Annotated in this window: 20 protein-coding genes; 14 read left to right on the forward strand and 6 right to left on the reverse strand. The window is 54.1% G+C overall.

Annotation, left to right across the window (positions count from 1 at the left end; translation table 11 throughout):
- Window positions 1-48 precede the first annotated feature (48 nt).
- From V2154_RS10700 to V2154_RS10740, 9 genes are all read left to right on the forward strand, one after another.
- The gene (locus tag V2154_RS10700; protein ID WP_353502230.1) at window positions 49-420 is read left to right on the forward strand and encodes a hypothetical protein; all 372 of its coding nucleotides are present in this window, start codon (window positions 49-51) and stop codon (window positions 418-420) included.
- On the forward strand, window positions 420-614 hold the full coding sequence (locus V2154_RS10705) for a hypothetical protein (RefSeq protein WP_353502231.1): 195 nt from the start codon (window positions 420-422) through the stop codon (window positions 612-614). The genes V2154_RS10700 and V2154_RS10705 overlap by 1 nt, the downstream gene beginning before the upstream one ends.
- Before the next feature lie 2 nt (window positions 615-616).
- The gene (locus V2154_RS10710; protein ID WP_353502232.1) at window positions 617-838 is read left to right on the forward strand and encodes a ParE family toxin-like protein; all 222 of its coding nucleotides are present in this window, start codon (window positions 617-619) and stop codon (window positions 836-838) included.
- The gene (locus tag V2154_RS10715; protein WP_353502233.1) at window positions 838-1,338 is read left to right on the forward strand and encodes a hypothetical protein; all 501 of its coding nucleotides are present in this window, start codon (window positions 838-840) and stop codon (window positions 1,336-1,338) included. The genes V2154_RS10710 and V2154_RS10715 overlap by 1 nt, the downstream gene beginning before the upstream one ends.
- Window positions 1,339-1,347: 9 nt before the next feature.
- Window positions 1,348-2,208: an ORF6N domain-containing protein gene (locus tag V2154_RS10720; protein ID WP_353502234.1), complete on the forward strand. Its 861-nt coding sequence runs from the start codon at window positions 1,348-1,350 to the stop codon at window positions 2,206-2,208.
- 217 nt (window positions 2,209-2,425) lie between these two features.
- Window positions 2,426-2,830 (forward strand): hypothetical protein, encoded by a 405-nt coding sequence (locus tag V2154_RS10725; protein ID WP_353502235.1) that lies wholly within the window; start codon window positions 2,426-2,428, stop codon window positions 2,828-2,830.
- Window positions 2,824-3,147 carry a hypothetical protein gene (locus V2154_RS10730; protein ID WP_353502236.1) on the forward strand — a complete coding sequence of 108 codons (324 nt, stop codon included), beginning with the start codon at window positions 2,824-2,826 and terminating at the stop codon, window positions 3,145-3,147. The genes V2154_RS10725 and V2154_RS10730 overlap by 7 nt, the downstream gene beginning before the upstream one ends.
- Complete coding sequence (locus V2154_RS10735; protein ID WP_353502237.1) at window positions 3,144-3,407, forward strand: hypothetical protein; 264 nt, start codon at window positions 3,144-3,146, stop codon at window positions 3,405-3,407. The genes V2154_RS10730 and V2154_RS10735 overlap by 4 nt, the downstream gene beginning before the upstream one ends.
- A gap of 10 nt (window positions 3,408-3,417) precedes the next feature.
- Entirely contained in the window at window positions 3,418-3,678 is a 261-nt protein-coding gene (locus tag V2154_RS10740; RefSeq protein WP_353502238.1) for a pyocin activator PrtN family protein, read from the forward strand.
- Window positions 3,679-3,928: 250 nt separating this feature from the next.
- Here V2154_RS10740 and cutC read toward each other — a convergent pair whose 3' ends face one another.
- Complete coding sequence (gene cutC / locus V2154_RS10745) at window positions 3,929-4,687, reverse strand: copper homeostasis protein CutC (protein ID WP_353502239.1); 759 nt, start codon at window positions 4,685-4,687, stop codon at window positions 3,929-3,931.
- A 112-nt stretch (window positions 4,688-4,799) separates the two neighbouring features.
- Between cutC and V2154_RS10750 the strand changes: the two genes are divergently transcribed.
- Window positions 4,800-5,948 carry a MalY/PatB family protein gene (locus V2154_RS10750; RefSeq protein WP_353502240.1) on the forward strand — a complete coding sequence of 383 codons (1,149 nt, stop codon included), beginning with the start codon at window positions 4,800-4,802 and terminating at the stop codon, window positions 5,946-5,948.
- A gap of 3 nt (window positions 5,949-5,951) precedes the next feature.
- Here the strand turns inward: V2154_RS10750 and V2154_RS10755 are convergent, their stop codons facing one another.
- Complete coding sequence (locus tag V2154_RS10755; protein ID WP_353503977.1) at window positions 5,952-6,506, reverse strand: VOC family protein; 555 nt, start codon at window positions 6,504-6,506, stop codon at window positions 5,952-5,954.
- A gap of 260 nt (window positions 6,507-6,766) precedes the next feature.
- On the opposite strand from V2154_RS10755, the gene argS reads away from it, so the two are divergent.
- A complete protein-coding gene (argS, locus tag V2154_RS10760) occupies window positions 6,767-8,497 on the forward strand; it encodes an arginine--tRNA ligase (RefSeq protein WP_353502241.1) in 1,731 nt (576 codons plus the stop codon).
- 83 nt (window positions 8,498-8,580) lie between these two features.
- Here argS and murJ read toward each other — a convergent pair whose 3' ends face one another.
- From murJ to rimJ, 4 genes are all read right to left on the reverse strand, one after another.
- A complete protein-coding gene (gene murJ / locus V2154_RS10765) occupies window positions 8,581-10,116 on the reverse strand; it encodes a murein biosynthesis integral membrane protein MurJ (RefSeq protein WP_353502242.1) in 1,536 nt (511 codons plus the stop codon).
- A gap of 153 nt (window positions 10,117-10,269) precedes the next feature.
- Window positions 10,270-11,199 (reverse strand): Gfo/Idh/MocA family protein, encoded by a 930-nt coding sequence (locus V2154_RS10770; protein WP_353502243.1) that lies wholly within the window; start codon window positions 11,197-11,199, stop codon window positions 10,270-10,272.
- Between the two features lie 9 nt (window positions 11,200-11,208).
- The gene (locus V2154_RS10775; RefSeq protein WP_353502244.1) at window positions 11,209-11,865 is read right to left on the reverse strand and encodes a DUF480 domain-containing protein; all 657 of its coding nucleotides are present in this window, start codon (window positions 11,863-11,865) and stop codon (window positions 11,209-11,211) included.
- A gap of 9 nt (window positions 11,866-11,874) precedes the next feature.
- Complete coding sequence (gene rimJ, locus V2154_RS10780; protein ID WP_034790769.1) at window positions 11,875-12,459, reverse strand: ribosomal protein S5-alanine N-acetyltransferase; 585 nt, start codon at window positions 12,457-12,459, stop codon at window positions 11,875-11,877.
- A gap of 235 nt (window positions 12,460-12,694) precedes the next feature.
- Here rimJ and mdtH point away from each other — a divergent pair, with 235 nt between their 5' ends.
- The 3 genes from mdtH (at window position 12,695) to V2154_RS10795 (ending at window position 15,437) form a co-directional block, all read left to right on the forward strand.
- Complete coding sequence (gene mdtH / locus V2154_RS10785) at window positions 12,695-13,900, forward strand: multidrug efflux MFS transporter MdtH (protein ID WP_353502245.1); 1,206 nt, start codon at window positions 12,695-12,697, stop codon at window positions 13,898-13,900.
- A 139-nt stretch (window positions 13,901-14,039) separates the two neighbouring features.
- On the forward strand, window positions 14,040-14,687 hold the full coding sequence (gene grxB, locus V2154_RS10790) for a glutaredoxin 2 (RefSeq protein ID WP_353502246.1): 648 nt from the start codon (window positions 14,040-14,042) through the stop codon (window positions 14,685-14,687).
- Between the two features lie 186 nt (window positions 14,688-14,873).
- On the forward strand, window positions 14,874-15,437 hold the full coding sequence (locus tag V2154_RS10795) for a lipoprotein (protein WP_353502247.1): 564 nt from the start codon (window positions 14,874-14,876) through the stop codon (window positions 15,435-15,437).
- The last annotated feature ends 71 nt before the right edge of the window (window positions 15,438-15,508 follow it).

Genomic DNA, 15,508 nt, shown 5'->3' on the forward strand with positions numbered 1-15,508 from the left:
CACGGCTGGGGAATTCTGCAACCAAATTCCAGACAAGGAATATTTACGATGACTAACAAAGAAAAAATTGAGCGTGACCGCCAGCGCATCGCCCTCGCCCATCTCGATTACTGCTTCCGTCATTTTGGCGGATATCAGGTGCCAGTAACGGTACCCACCAGCAAGTTACCGGTGCTTGTCGAAATAACCGAAGTGAGCCTGTCCCGAATCATGATTGGCCACATTGAGCGCCTTGTTTACGAGGTGCGCGGCGCGGCTGATGGAGAACAGGCGGTAGTTGATACCTACGCCTCAATGTTCAACCCCAGTCGCGGGAAACTGACGCCAGCAGGCCACGATTTCATGAAAGAGATGATGGCTGATGCGGTGACCGAAGCATTGCAGAACCCTAAGGCGTCAGACCTTCAGGTGGTGATCTGATGGCCTCTTCATTCGCAGCGCTATGCAGCAAAGCGCAAGGGCTTGAAATGCAAAAACGGCACCGCCGCGCAGCAGTGGCTTGGCGAGAAGCGTTAGCGCTGGGCCTGACCGAAAAAGAGCGAGATCAGTGCGCCAGCAACGCCGCCCGCTGCTCTTACAGGGCGAAATACCAAGGCAAGCCAGAGGCGTTGTAACCATGACATTGACGGCAATACGAGTTCCAGAGTGGGTGCATAACCGGGCGGTGGACGTGCTGAGTCAGTACCGGAAGCAGCGATTAAACCCGGTGCGGATCATCGGCACAGGGAACCTCTCTCTGAAAGTAAATCACCGCTGGCGGCTGCTATCGAAAGACAACGGCAAGAACTGGCAACTAATGAGTCACGAAAAATATAACGCGCAGAAGGACAGAAAATAATGAGCAGTAAAAAACTCGAAGTGAAGCAACTGGTTGCAAAGCTTAAGCATATGCAGGAGCGCACGGGGAATAAATTCCCTGACTGGATGCTCGATGAGAACAGATTCGGAAAAGGAGCGTTAACTGACGCTGAAATACATGAGTGGGCCGAAGCTTGCTGTCGGTCGATACGCGGCACGGTAGCCATGCTTTACCTCATTAAATGTGAAATACGCTGGGGGCTACGTGACGGAGAGTATCAATTTAAAACTGGTAATACCGTTATTGGGTTAACTCGGGAGCTGGTTGAAAACGTGCTAATGCAACACGTTGAAAGTCCTCTACTTGAAACCAAGCAGGAACGTTTTATCGCAGTCTATCAGTTCTATAGAGCCAATGAAGAACGCCTTACTGATGCTGGGGAGGACTGGTTCGCCGGTTTTCTTGATGAGGTTTTTATTGATGTGGCAGCTCGGCTTCGTGCTGATGAAAAAGCGCCAGTAAAACCATCTATCCATTAAGGAGCGCACATGACAACTAAAACTGAGCTGGCTCCTATGGGTGCCAAGGATTTACAGGTTATCGAGTATCGCGGCCAGCGTGTTGTTACTACTGAGCAACTGGCAGCGGGTTATGGTACTGACGCCGAGAACATTCGCCGAAACTTCAACCGCAATAAATCTCGATTCGTTGAAGGTAAGCATTACTTCCAGATCTCGGGTAACGAGCTTGAAAATTTGCGCATCTCTTACAGTCCCGCGCAAATTTCGAACAAAACGCGCAGCCTGACGCTCTGGACAGAACGCGGCGCAGCCAATCACTCGAAGATGCTGGAGACTGACCAGGCGTGGGAATACTTCAACGATTTGAGTGAATTCTACTTCACCAAGCGGCAGGCGCTGGCAGCACCTGTGGACTCATCCTCAATCGGTCGTAAGCAGTTGGCGATGATGGTGATTGAAGCCGAAGAAAGGCTTGAAGCGCTGGGGCTGCAAAACCAACATTTGGTAGCCACCGTCGATAGCTTGGAAAAGCACTTCGCCAAGGGCATGACGATCCCTGCCTTCTGCAAGTGCCTGAACGGGGTAAATACCAGCAAAGTGATGTGGTGGGCGCTGACTCGCAATTGGATTTTTGATGAACAGCGTGACCCAGAGAAAGAACCGCGCTGGCGCGTCGCCTCTTATGCCCGCGATAAGTACCTGACCGAAGAGGAAACGGAAATCAAACCTCATGGGAAAGAATCGTTTCGCAAGAAAACGCCAGTGCTGCTTGAGAAAGGTTGCCACCGTATTTATGCGCTGTACCTGAAGGGTGAGTTGCCGATGAAAACCACATGGAACGGCGAGTTCAGCCACGACAAAGCCGTCTATACGCCGGAGGCCAAATAATGCATATCGACTATCAGATCCACGGCCTTACGGCCACGCTGACGCTAACCAGCTGGCTAACGCAGGTTTCCCAGCATAATCGATGCGTTGATGCCGCTTTACTTCACTCCGATGTGAGAGCCACCAGCACTGGCATTGTTCGTCGTACAACTCATATCACAGGTCGCACACCAAAGGTCATGCGGGCCTACAAAGTGGTGGTGAAGGAGCTGGAACGATGAATATGAGAAAGATTAGAACCGCCCGCTTGAATCAGGTTCTTCATCTGGTATGTGAAGCGTTTATGTATCATCAGATTGCCATGCATCGCAGACCGGTGTACCGACACAAGTATGGTGACTTTGCGATTGACCGGACTTCGTTGGCGGGCTTCATCGACACCCATCTGCAAGAGAATGGTATGTCAGACGCTATGCGGTTGAATCGTTACCTGAGAATTTTGGACTTGGGTGAACTGGAGAAAGCGCCAAGAGGTTTTTTCGTTAACTGGGGAGCAATCCCCACATTAAAGCCTCGCGGTATTCATTGGATCAGCGCCTGCTTGAACCGGTTTGGCGAAATGTTAGAGGACATGGGCCCAGAGGAAGTGGCTCGGCAGCTTGGGGCGGACATGCAATGGTAGAAACTAACGTATTTGAACTCGCACAAATCATCAAAAATGCCGGAGCTGATCCGGGCGATATCACCAGCGCAGTATGGGCAGCCAGTTACCGCAAACCCGAAAAATCGGCGGAAGAGGCGGCTCTGTTGACTATCGACCTGCTTGGCGAATATCACGGCAATGAAATTCCCGGTGAGCACTGGCCTGAAACTTATGAGGCTGTGCTTTTGGGAGAACTAAATCGAGTTATTCAGGAAGCTGAGTGGTTAGAAACTCCTACACCAGCCAGTATCGCGAAAGAAATCATCAACGCTGGTTATAGCAAGGTGGCAACGTGATGCCGACCATGCACAGAGTTTCGAAAAATCAGCGGGTGGACCTGAACGATAAATTAATTCAGGCCACCGTCGAAATTGATGACGGATGCGACTGGACAGCATGGAACGCGTGGAAGATGCGCGAGAAGTATCGAATGCGCACCGGCATCCATGAGCCAGAGCCGCCACGACCACGGGTGGCTGCAGCGAAAATCAGCCCAAAGAAGAAGCCCCGGAAACGGGGTTATCGGGTAGTTCAGAAAGCGATTGGCGCAGTTTGAGGAGATGAATATGAATACTATGTTTTTACTGATGGCAGAATTCCAGACTGCGACAATCGCGCTCTCTGATGTGTCGGAGCGCTACTTTGGAATGAAGCCTTCAACAGCTGAAAATAAAGCGGCTCTCGGCCAGTTTCCGGTCCCTACCTTTCGGGCTAGCGATAGCCAAAAATCACCGAGAATGATCCATATTCAGGATTTAGCTGACCATCTCGATAGGCAAAGAAAGAAAGGAAAAGACCTTTTTGAGAGTATGCAAAGCAAAGCGTGAACAGCCGGGGAAACCCGGTTTTTTTATGATTATTATTTAATATTCCCAGCTATTGGTCTGGTATTTTTAGATGCCCCAGCACCCCACCAGCACCCCCAAATCACGTAACTTGTTGATATAAATAAAAGAAGCCCCGCCAAAATGACGGGGCTTGGTACTTGCGCAGGGCGACGCAATAAGGGCCGTAAGGCCCGGTTAAATCTGTGGTGCAAAGAGTTCGCCCTTCTCTTTGCCCGGCAATCTGTGACTGTTACGCCGTGCGAGACATCTCATCGCCAAATTCTAATGCCGTTTTCATCGCCGCCACGATATCGCCATCCACGCAGTAACGACTAAATTCGTCAAAATCGGTATCAGAACTCATGGTCACGCCCGCCTTGCGGTAGCGCATTTGCGACGGAACCTGACGCCCGGCCGAGCTGTGCAGCTCGCTCAAACCGATGTCGACAAACTTCTGCAAGTTGGTCAAACGAACACCTGCACCGGCCATAATAATAGGACCACGACTTAGCTCGTTGAGTTCCCGAAGCATCGGTAATCCGACTTCGGCATTCTGTTGCTGGCCCGACGTGAGAATGCGCGCAACGCCCAATTGAGTGAGTTGCTCAAGTGCCACTTTCGGGTTCAGACACATGTCGAATGCGCGGTGGAAGGTCACAGCCATGTTGCCGCACAGCGCCATCACTTCCCACATTTTTGGCATATCAATGTGGCCTTCTTCATCCAGAATACCCACTACGACGCCGGGGAAGCCGAGATCGCGAATACAGGCGACGTCGCTTTTTAGGATGCTAAATTCACTCTGGCTGTAGCAAAAGTCGCCGCCCCGCGGACGCACAATGGGATGTACGGGGATAGTGACCTGCTCTCTGGCCAGTTTTAACGTGCCGTAACTTGGCGTGACGCCACCGTCGGCCTGGCTGGCACATAACTCAACCCGGTCAGCGCCGGCTTGCTCTGCCGTTAACGCACAGTCCACGCTATAACAACACACTTCTAACTTAGTCATGTGATCTCTCCTGATTACGGCATCATGCTACAACACTTGTCTGTAGCGGGCCATGTCGCGTAGGCTTTAGCATGAGCACTCCCGCCCAATTGCCTGCTTTGGAAGGCTAACTATGACACTCAATTTTGATCAATGGGTAGACCGTAGTCACAGCGATAGCGTTAAGTGGAACAAATATAAAAATCAGGACGTCATTCCACTTTGGGTCGCTGATACTGACTTCGCTTCACCACCAGAAGTGGTAGCTGAACTGCAACAGCGCGTCGCCGAAGGGGTTTTCGGCTACGGCTTTACGCCGCCAGAATTGATCGAACTTTTCATTGAGCGCGCCAATAAGCGTTACCAATGGAATATTAAACCTGAATGGATTGTTTCACTGCCCGGCCTGGTTTGCGGGCTGAATGTCGCGGTGCGCGCCACGGTTAGCCAACATCAAACCAGCCTGCTGCCGTCACCGATTTACCCGCCCTTTATTCAGGCCGCAGAGTCGGAAGATCGCCAATATAAAAGCATTCCGGTCAGAGAAGTTGACCAACGCTGGGTGGCTGATTTTCACTCTCCCGAGCTGAAAATGGACGGCGGCGAACGCCTGCTGATGCTCTGCAACCCTTACAACCCCGGCGGCACTGTTTACCGCCGCGATGAGTTGATGCAGCAACTGGCCTTTGCTCAAATGCATGACTTGGTGGTGTGCAGCGATGAGATCCACTGCGACCTGCTGCTTGACCCGCAGGCTAAGCATATTCCTTTTGCGTCGCTGAATGACGATGCCGCGCAGCGCAGCATCACGCTGATGTCGCCGTCGAAAACTTTTAATCTGGCAGGTCTTGGCGCCTCAATGGCAATTATCCCTAATGCCGGACTGCGTAAAAAGTTTGAGAAAACCGCCGAAGGCATCGTGCCACACGTCAATATTTTAGCCTATGTCGCCGCCACCGCCGCCTATAGGCATGGCGACGACTGGCTGGAGCAGCAGTTGGCTTATCTACGGGGCAATCAGCAGCTCGCTACCCAAAGGATCAACGCCATGCCGGGGCTGAAAATGTTGCCGATTGAAGGCACCTATCTTGGCTGGATTGATGCCTCCGCCCTGCCGCTGGATAACCCGTATCGCTTCTTTGTGGATGCTGGAGTGGGCTTTACCTCAGGGCTGGCTTTCGGCGCGCCTAAGTTTGTACGCATCAATCTGGGCTGCCAGCGCGCCTTGCTGGAAAAGGCGCTGGTGAGAATGGAACAGGCGCTGGCAACCTTGAACGGCTAGAACTTACTCTTTTTCGCTGGCAACAATATCCCGCAAACTGTGCGGGTGAAACTTAATGGTCACCGTGCCGTCAGTGATGGCAAGCGTCGGGTTAGGTAAACGCTCGTGCTCCCCCTTTGGCGAACTCTGTTTTAATTTAATGCCCGGCGCGGTCAGGGCTTCATCGGCCAGCTCTGCCAAAGCCCGGGCATAAAAAATCTCTTCGCCGCCGCTCAACACAATTTCAATATGCTCCCAACCTTCGTGCGGGTAACGCTTTTCGCCCGGATAAGGCAGTTCAACCAAATCGATGCGCAGCGGCCCGACCTCCAGCGGCTGGTTCAAGGAATATAAGCAGATTGGGCGGCCATTGATCTCCGTCTCATTGAGCAACGACGCGCACTGCTCGAAGCCTTTGCGCCAGCGTTCCGCCGTGGTGTTTTGGTGGCAGCGCAATGAAATATGATCAGCATGATAAGCCGACAAATCGAGCTGTAACTTCTCCGCAAAGGCGCTAAGCGCGGTAACAAAACGCGGCATGTCCGCGACTAAATCCTCTAAGTCGGCGACATCTTTCATGTTCAGCATGGTAGCTATTTCCTTAAAATTAATCTCTGTCGGCGGCTAATTTACACAGGGTTTCATGCCGTTGCCAGATACGTCCCGCATTCTGCGCGTTTGCTGTGCGGCAAACGTGCGCCAATACTGACGCCGCGGGGCTTATATGATATAAACACGCATCATTTTTGGTTCATCTGCGTTAGGTGAACAGCAAACCATCAAACTCCTACCCAAACTCATCTGCGAAGGTGAAGGGTATTGATTCAAAAGGTAACTCGGTGAATATACAGGCTCTCCTTTCAGATAAAGTCAGTCAGGCGTTGACTGCAGCAGGCGCGCCTGCTGATAGCGAAGCGCAAGTCCGTCAGTCAGCCAAAGCGCAATTTGGTGACTATCAGGCGAATGGCGTGATGTCCGTGGCGAAAAAGCTGGGCATGGCCCCACGACAACTGGCAGAGAAAGTGGTTGAGCTGTTAGACCTGAGCGGAATTGCCTCTAAAGTCGAGATTGCCGGTCCGGGCTTTATCAATATTTTTCTCGACCGCGCCTTTGTGGCGGCGAATGCCGACAACGCGTTGCAACATGCCAAACTGGGTATCTCTCCGGTTGAGCCGCAAACCATTGTTATCGACTACTCTGCGCCAAACGTGGCAAAAGAGATGCACGTCGGCCACGTGCGTTCCACCATCATTGGCGACGCTGCGGCGCGTACCAACGAATTCCTCGGCCACAAAGTGATCCGCGCCAACCACGTCGGCGACTGGGGCACCCAGTTCGGCATGCTGATTGCCTATCTGGAAAAAGTGCAGAATGAAAACGCCGGTGAGATGAAGCTTTCCGACCTCGAAGAGTTCTATCGCGCAGCGAAAAAGAACTATGACGAAGACGAAGAGTTCGCGGTACGCGCGCGTAACTACGTGGTCAAGCTGCAAGGCGGCGATGAGTATTGCCGCCAGATGTGGCGCAAGCTGGTTGATGTCACCATGGCACAAAACCAGATCACCTATGACCGTCTGAATGTCACCCTGACCCGCGACGACGTCATGGGCGAAAGCCTGTACAACGACATGCTGCCGGGCATCGTGTCTGACCTGCAAGAGAAAGGTCTGGCAGTGGATAGCGAAGGCGCGGTCGTGGTTTATCTCGACGAATATAAGAACAAAGAAGGTGAGCCTATGGGCGTCATCATCCGTAAAAAGGATGGCGGCTACCTGTACACCACCACGGATATCGCCTGTGCGAAATACCGCTACGAAACCCTTGGCGCAGACCGCGTGCTCTATTACATCGACTCCCGCCAGCACCAGCATCTGATGCAGGCGTGGACCATCGTGCGTAAAGCCGGTTATGTGCCAGAGTCTGTGCCGCTAGAGCACCACATGTTCGGCATGATGCTGGGCAAAGACGGCAAGCCGTTCAAAACCCGCGCTGGCGGCACCATCAAGCTGTCCGAATTGCTGGACGAAGCCATTGAGCGCGCGCGCAAGCTGATCACCGAAAAGAACCCAGAGCTGGGCGGCGAAGAGCTGGAAAATCTGGTTAACGCCGTCGGTATCGGCGCGATCAAATACGCTGACCTGTCGAAAAGCCGCACCACCGACTACATCTTCGACTGGGACAACATGCTGGCCTTTGAAGGCAACACCGCGCCTTACATGCAGTATGCTTACACCCGCGTGGCGTCCATCTTCAAGCGTGCGGATATTGACGTTAACAGCCTGACTCAGCCGATGGTTATCAGCGAAGAGCGCGAAGCCCTGCTGGCCACTCGCCTGCTGCAATTTGAAGAAGTGCTGACTACCGTGGCCCGCGAAGGTACACCGCACACCATGTGTGCTTACCTGTATGACGTGGCTGGCCTGTTCTCTAGCTTCTACGAGCACTGCCCAATTCTCAACGCTGCTGACGAAACCAGCCGCCAAAGCCGCCTGAAACTGGCCCTGCTGACCCAAAGAACGCTGAAAACCGGTCTGGATACCTTGGGTATTGAAACCGTAGAACGCATGTAATTCTCGCGTTTTCCGCGCCATAAGAAAGGCCAGCATCTGATGCTGGCCTTTTTGTTATTGCTTGGTTATTGGCGGGCTGGAAATCAATCCAGACGGCGAGCGAACTCTTTGACGCGGAAGCCTAACAGCCCCAGCACGCCGAAGTAGGCGATCACCCCGACCACGACCACCGCCATCAGGCGCGCCAGCCGATAAGCCATGCCGCCGACGTCCCACGCGGGCATCACGTACAGCATGCCGAGCAGCGCGGCGGACATCGCCACAACCGCCAGAATCAGTTTGATCAGGAAGATGCGCCAGCCCGGCTGCGGCTGGAAGATATCCTGTTTGCGCAGTTGCCAGTAGAGCAGCGCGGCGTTAAGGCAGGCAGCCAGACCAATCGACAGCGACAGACCGGCATGCTTCAGCGGGCCGATAAAGGCCAGGTTCATCACCTGAGTCATCGCCAGCGTGATAATGGCAATCTTCACCGGCGTCTTAATATCCTGACGCGAATAGAAGCCCGGAGCCAGCACCTTGACCACGATCAACCCCATCAGGCCAACGGAATAGGCAATCAGCGCGCGCTGGGTCATAGAGGCATCAAAGGCGGTAAATTTGCCGTATTGGAACAGAGCTACGGTCAGCGGCTTCGCCAGAATACCCAGCGCCACAGAGCTTGGCAGCGCCAGCAGGAAGCACAGGCGCAGGCCCCAATCCATCAAGCGGTTGTACTGCATATGGTCGCCGCTGGAGAAGCTGCGCGCCAGCGATGGCAGCAAGATGGTGCCCAGCGCCACGCCCAGCACGCCGGACGGGAACTCCATCAGGCGGTCAGCGTAATACATCCACGACACCGAGCCAGACACCAGGAATGAGGCAAAAATGGTGTTGATGATCAGCGAGATTTGGCTGACGGACACCCCGAGAATGGCCGGTCCCATTTGGCGCATGACGCGCCAGACACCGGCATCCTTCAGGTTCAGTCGCGGCAACACCAGCATGCCGATTTTCTTCAAGTGCGGCAGTTGGTAACCCAGTTGCAAAAGGCCCCCGGCCACCACCGCCCATGCCAGCGCTAAAATCGGTGGGTGGAAGTAAGGCGCGGCAAACAGCGCGAAGCCAATCATGCTGACGTTAAGGAAGGTGGGTGCAAATGCCGGAATGGAAAAGCGGTTCCAGGTATTGAGTATCGCCCCCACCAGCGACGCCAGCGAGATAAGCAAAATATAGGGGAAAGTGATACGCAGCAGCGCGCTGGTTAAGGCAAATTTGTCTGGAGAATCAACAAAGCCCGGCGCGGTGACGTAGATAACCCAAGGCGCGGCAATCATCCCAAGCACGGTGACCACGGCCAACACCAGCGTCAGCAGGCCAGAAACGTAAGCAATAAAGGTACGAGTGGCTTCTTCGCCCTGCTGCGTTTTGTACTCGGCGAGGATCGGCACAAAAGCCTGCGAAAACGCGCCTTCGGCAAAGATACGGCGTAACAAGTTAGGCAGTTTGAAAGCCACAAAGAAGGCGTCCGTCACCATTCCTGCCCCAAACACCCGCGCGACAATGGCGTCGCGAGCAAAACCTAATACACGGGAAAACATCGTCATTGAACTGACGGCGGCCAAAGATTTCAGTAGATTCATATCAATTTTCTTATTTGCCAGCGGCTAAACAGCCACGCCTGCGGCAGCAGGCGTGGGAGGTAAGAACTGGCAGAGCTCTAACGTGCGCCATAGTCTACGCATCCGAAACGCAATAGCTACTGGCAGTTGTTATATAATATTACCTGTCAGTCATCAGATGGTGACAACGTCACTTTCTAACATCTTCTCAATCAACCTTTGGGCGTAAATCCCCTGCTCGCCGCTGGTATCCGGCGCGGTGTGATTGCTGATACTTTCAATGAAATGGTGAATCGCCCCTTCGAATCCGCGCTGGGCCAGCGTGGTCTGCCAACCGGCAACCGGCAGTTGAGTCAGCAGGTCGTGCTTCTCTTCCTGCCACTGTTTCATATCCGCCAGCTGATAGACCGCGCCATCCGTCACCGCCTGCACGGTTTCACGCGAACTGCCCGCACGGCGGTGCATCGAGGTAGTGATGATGCTGCCGTTACAGTTGAAATGGTGCTCGACGTAAATCATCTGCTGTTCGGCGTTTGCTGTGATCTGGCCGCTGAGCAACTTGGCGTCGCCACCCGCAAGCCACAGCGCGGTGTCCACCACGTGCAGGTAATCATCCAGCAGTGTGAAGCGCAGGTTGTGCCCTACGCTGTCAGAACGGTGTTTATCCATGCGCAGCGAAGCCGCCGGCTGTTGCTGTAACTGCTGATGCAGCTGGCGGTAGCGCGGCGCAAAGCGGCGGTTAAACCCTACCATCAGGCTTTTGCCGCTTTTCTCAGCCAGTTCAATCAGCTGCTCGGCTTGATCTAGCTCGGCCGCCAGCGGCTTATCCACGTAGACATGCACCCCGGCCTTGAGCAGTTGGCTGACCACCTCGAAGTGGCTCGCCGTGCTGCTGTGAACAAACACTGCGTCACTCTGCGCGGCCAGCTCATCCAGCCGCGAAAAACAGTTCATGCGATAGCTGTCGCAAACGGCCTGCGCTTTCTGCTGATTCGGCGAGAAGCCGCCCGCTAGCGTCCATTTTTCTGCATGGCTGAGGATCGGCAGATACGCTTTCTGCGCTATGCCACCTAACCCCACCACGCCAATACGTAATTTTGTCACGCGCGACTCCTAGTCTGCCAAGCGTTCGAGTAAATGCTCAAGGCGCTGTTTTAACTCCGCCACTTCGCTTTCCAGCGCGGCAACGCGTTCTTCCAATGCGGCACTGTCTGCAACCGAGGCACTCAAAGGCTCATCTTCACTAGCCAATGCCACGTGGCTCACTTCGCCGCTGAACAGGTGCATGTAGCGGCTTTCGCGTTTGCCCGGCTCACGCGCCAGACGCACGCAGAACGGGCCATCTTCGCGCTGGCTGAGTGCAGTCAGGGTTTGCTCAACGTCGCTAACATCGGCGAAATCATGCAGGCGGTTGGTGCGAGTGCGCAGCTCGCCCGGCGTCTGTGCGCCGCGCAGCAGCAGAGTGGTAACCACGGCCACTTCCTGCGGCGAGAACTTCAAATTGCCGAACTCGGAGTTACAGAAGCGGTGCTCGTACTTCATGGTGCGGCTGCCGCTAAGGGTGCGAATGATATGCTTACGCAGCAGTAAATCCAGCGTTTGCTGCACCTCGCTTTCGCTCAGTTCCATCACTGGCTCGCGGTTAGTTTTCTGATTACAGGCGGTGGTCAGGCCGTTGAGCGACATCGGATATTGTTCTGGCGTGGTCAGCTGTTTTTCCAGCAAACAGCCCACCACGCGGGCCTCTTTGGCGCTTAATTCATGTTTCATGCTGCTTCCTTAACGTGACGCGGTCCAATCCTGATAGGTCAAAGCGGTGAGGATGTGATCCTGCCACTTGCCGTCGATCAAGAGATAATCTTTCGCATAACCTTCGCGCTCAAAGCCGAGGCGATGCAGCAACGCGCCGCTGCGCTGGTTGTGCGGCATGTAATTAGCCATGATGCGATGCATCTTTTGCTGGCGCTGCATGTAGCGAATTAGCGATTGCAGTGCTTCAAACATCAACCCTTGGCCCTGCCATTTTTCACCCAGCGAGTAGCCGAGAAAACAGGCGTGGAAGGAGCCGCGCAGCACGTTGCTAAAGTTCGCCACGCCCTGCACGTGGTTCTCGTCCGGGTCGAGCAGGATGAAGTAATAGGCATTGCCCTGCTTTTGCATCTCAGTTATCAGCCCAAGACGCGCCTGCCAGCCGGAAGGATAACAGTGGCTTTCATCGCGCACCGGCTCCCAGGGTTTAAGGAAAGCGCGGTTTTCAACATAGTAATCAGCCATACGGTGCGCGTCGCGTTCGTGCACTAAACGCAATACCATTCGGTCAGTGGTAAGCCGCACTCTTGGTGTGGCAGATTTATAGCCAAACATCCCTTCCCTCCACAGTCCGCATGGGTCGATAAGAAGTATTGATAGGAAACCATAAGCCGGATGAACAATCCGCCGATTAAACGTCAATTCTGCCAGTCTGAGCGCGGCTTGACGATAAAAAAATATTATCTATAGCACCCTATCCAATTGCCCGTTTGAGGTTCAGAATTGAACGGTCTTCTTTCCCCCTCGCAGCACCTGTCGGATCGGGTGCCCACAACCTTTCAGGTGAAGCATGTCATTGGTCTCGCAAGCTCGGAGCTTGGGTAAATACTTCCTATTATTAGATAATGCGCTGGTTATTTTAGGCTTCTTTTTAGTATTCCCCTTGATTTCGATTCGCTTTGTAGACCAGCTAGGCTGGGCCGCGATGGCCGTCGGGTTAGCACTGGGCGTGCGCCAACTGACCCAACAGGGTCTGGGCATCTTTGGCGGCGCGATTGCCGACCGCTTTGGTGCCAAACCGATGATTGTCACCGGCATGCTGCTGCGCGCCTCCGGCTTCGCCACCATGGCGATGGCCGACGCGCCGTGGATCTTGGTCTGCTCCTGCATCTTATCCGGCCTCGGCGGCACCTTGTTTGACCCACCGCGCACCGCGCTGGTAATTAAACTCACCCGTCCTCATGAGCGTAGTCGCTTTTACTCTTTATTGATGATGCAAGACAGCGCGGGTGCCGTTATTGGGGCCTTGATCGGCAGTTGGTTGTTGCAGTATGACTTCCACTACGTCTGCTGGGCCGGGGCCGCGGTGTTTGTGCTGGCGGCCCTATGTAACGCTTGGCTGCTGCCCGCCTACCGAATCTCCACCATGCGCACCCCGATGCGTGAAGGCATGATGCGCGTGCTGCGCGACCGCCGCTTTGTGGCCTACGTGCTGACCCTGACCGGCTATTACATGCTGACGGTGCAGGTGATGTTGATGCTGCCGATTGCCGTGAATGACATTGCGGGCAGCCCGTCGGCGGTGAAATGGATGTACGCCATTGAGGCCGTGCTGTCGCTGACCCTGCTGTACCCGATTGCTCGCTGGAGCGAAAAGCGTTTTCGCCTCGAGCAGCGCTTGATGTTCGGCCTGCTGATCATGACCTTCAGCCTGCTGCCCGTGGGCATGGTGACCTCTATCAACCCGCTGCTGATGCTGATTGGCTTTTTCTATATCGGCTCAATCATTGCCGAACCGGCGCGTGAAACGCTGGGCGCCTCGCTGGCCGACGCCCGCGCACGCGGCAGTTACATGGGTTTCAGCCGTTTAGGTTTGGCTCTCGGCGGCGTGATTGGCTATACCGGCGGCGGCTGGATGTACGACACCGGGCGCGCGCTGGAACTGCCTCAGCTGCCGTGGTTCTTACTGGCGATTGTCGGCTTGATCACCCTCACCGGCCTCTACTGGCAGTTCAATCTGCGACGCATTGAACCTGCGATGCTTAGCGGTAACTGATTGTGATTAAACGCCGCTCTCGGCCGAGAGCGGTTTGATCTCCCCCTAATCTTTACCCATACTCCTAAATGGCGTCACACACGGCTGGCCTTTTTGCAGTCCCTTGTAGGCCCGCCACGGATTAAAGGAGTACCGCACTATGAAACTCTACATCTACGAACATTGTCCCTACTGTGTTAAAGCTCGAATGATCTTCGGCCTTAAAAACATACCCATTGAAATCAAAGCGTTAGCTAATGATGACGAAAAGACCCCGATTTCAATGGTGGGTAAAAAAGTTGTCCCTATCCTGCAAAAAAAGGATGGCAGCTTTATGCCAGAAAGCATGGATATCGTGCACTTCATCGATAAGAGCGACGGCAAGCCGCTGCTGACCGGCGCGACCAATCCGAAAATTGCCGCCTGGCTGCGTCAGGTGTCTGAATACACCTCTAGGCTGCTGCTGCCGCGCTTTGTGCAGGCCCCGCTGGAAGAGTTTGCCACCCCGGAAGCTAAGAAGTATTTCACCGAGAAAAAGCAGGCGTCGATAGGCGACTTCAAAGAGCACCTTCAGCACTCTGAGGGGCTGGTGAAGAAAATCAGCCACGACCTGCGTGCGCTGGATGAGCTGATTCAGGAGCCTAACGCGGTGAATGGCGAACTCTCAGAAGATGACTTCAGCCTGTGGCCGCTGCTGCGTTCGCTGTCGATTGTCAAAGGCGTGGTGCTGCCTTCTCGCGTGCAGGCCTATCGCGACAATATGGCGAAACAGACTCAGGTCAATCTGTTGACCAGTCTGGCGATTTAATCGCCTTAGCAGCCGGAGCCTCTTCCGGCTGCTCTTCCCCTGCCTCTTCTACTGCACGATTTGGACTTTTAATCTGTGCGCCAAGCACTTAGGCTAATCAGCGTTGTCTTATAGGCATTGTCATGGAATTAGAACATGCTGCGATGGCTTTAGGCTGTTCACGCGGTATTACGCACAGAGGATAAGATGAGAAAGCTATTTTTAGGGGCAGCTGCCCTGCTGTTCGCCGGCCTGCTTGCCGGATGTAACCAGCTCACGCAGTACACGCTTAGTGAGCAGCAAGTGAATGAATATTTGCAGAAGCACAATGATTTCCAGAAACAGCTGGGCGTGCCGGGGCTGGTCGATGCAAAAATTACTCTGACCAACCTTAATAGCCAAATCGGCCGCGCCGAGCCGGGTAAAGTGACGCTGACGGGTAACGCCAGCGTGGACGTCACCTCGCTATTCGGCCCGCAAAAAGCCGACATGACGCTGACGCTAAAAGCCCAGCCGAGCTTTGATAAAGCCCAGGGCGCTATTTATCTGAAAGATATGGAAGTGGTGGATTACACCATCCAGCCAGAGAAGATGCAGTCGGTGATGAAAGGCCTGATGCCTTACCTTAACCAGTCGCTGAAATCCTACTTTGACCAGAAGCCGGCCTATGTGCTGAATGGCGATAAGAGCAAAGGTGAAGCGATGGCCAAGAAGCTGGCGAAAGGCATTGAAGTGAAACCGGGTGAGTTGGTCATTCCCTTCACTGATTAAACAGATTTAATGCCATAAAAAAGCCCGGCTGAGTGGCAACACCCGCCGGGCTTTTGCATTTCTAGCTTTTA

This window comes from Ewingella sp. CoE-038-23, from assembly GCF_040419245.1.
Taxonomy (GTDB): Bacteria; Pseudomonadota; Gammaproteobacteria; order Enterobacterales; family Enterobacteriaceae; genus Ewingella; species Ewingella allii.

What these genes read in the sequence shown, in the direction of transcription:
- V2154_RS10700 (WP_353502230.1), top strand. Translation starts at nt 49, where the DNA reads ATGACTAACAAAGAAAAAATTGAGCGTGACCGCCAGCGCATCGCCCTC.
- V2154_RS10705 (WP_353502231.1), top strand. Translation starts at nt 420, where the DNA reads ATGGCCTCTTCATTCGCAGCGCTATGCAGCAAAGCGCAAGGGCTTGAA.
- V2154_RS10710 (WP_353502232.1), top strand. Translation starts at nt 617, where the DNA reads ATGACATTGACGGCAATACGAGTTCCAGAGTGGGTGCATAACCGGGCG.
- V2154_RS10715 (WP_353502233.1), top strand. Translation starts at nt 838, where the DNA reads ATGAGCAGTAAAAAACTCGAAGTGAAGCAACTGGTTGCAAAGCTTAAG.
- V2154_RS10720 (WP_353502234.1), top strand. Translation starts at nt 1,348, where the DNA reads ATGACAACTAAAACTGAGCTGGCTCCTATGGGTGCCAAGGATTTACAG.
- V2154_RS10725 (WP_353502235.1), top strand. Translation starts at nt 2,426, where the DNA reads ATGAATATGAGAAAGATTAGAACCGCCCGCTTGAATCAGGTTCTTCAT.
- V2154_RS10730 (WP_353502236.1), top strand. Translation starts at nt 2,824, where the DNA reads ATGGTAGAAACTAACGTATTTGAACTCGCACAAATCATCAAAAATGCC.
- V2154_RS10740 (WP_353502238.1), top strand. Translation starts at nt 3,418, where the DNA reads ATGAATACTATGTTTTTACTGATGGCAGAATTCCAGACTGCGACAATC.
- cutC (WP_353502239.1), bottom strand. Translation starts at nt 4,687, where the DNA reads ATGACTAAGTTAGAAGTGTGTTGTTATAGCGTGGACTGTGCGTTAACG.
- V2154_RS10750 (WP_353502240.1), top strand. Translation starts at nt 4,800, where the DNA reads ATGACACTCAATTTTGATCAATGGGTAGACCGTAGTCACAGCGATAGC.
- V2154_RS10755 (WP_353503977.1), bottom strand. Translation starts at nt 6,506, where the DNA reads ATGAAAGATGTCGCCGACTTAGAGGATTTAGTCGCGGACATGCCGCGT.
- murJ (WP_353502242.1), bottom strand. Translation starts at nt 10,116, where the DNA reads ATGAATCTACTGAAATCTTTGGCCGCCGTCAGTTCAATGACGATGTTT.
- V2154_RS10775 (WP_353502244.1), bottom strand. Translation starts at nt 11,865, where the DNA reads ATGAAACATGAATTAAGCGCCAAAGAGGCCCGCGTGGTGGGCTGTTTG.
- rimJ (WP_034790769.1), bottom strand. Translation starts at nt 12,459, where the DNA reads ATGTTTGGCTATAAATCTGCCACACCAAGAGTGCGGCTTACCACTGAC.
- mdtH (WP_353502245.1), top strand. Translation starts at nt 12,695, where the DNA reads ATGTCATTGGTCTCGCAAGCTCGGAGCTTGGGTAAATACTTCCTATTA.
- grxB (WP_353502246.1), top strand. Translation starts at nt 14,040, where the DNA reads ATGAAACTCTACATCTACGAACATTGTCCCTACTGTGTTAAAGCTCGA.
- V2154_RS10795 (WP_353502247.1), top strand. Translation starts at nt 14,874, where the DNA reads ATGAGAAAGCTATTTTTAGGGGCAGCTGCCCTGCTGTTCGCCGGCCTG.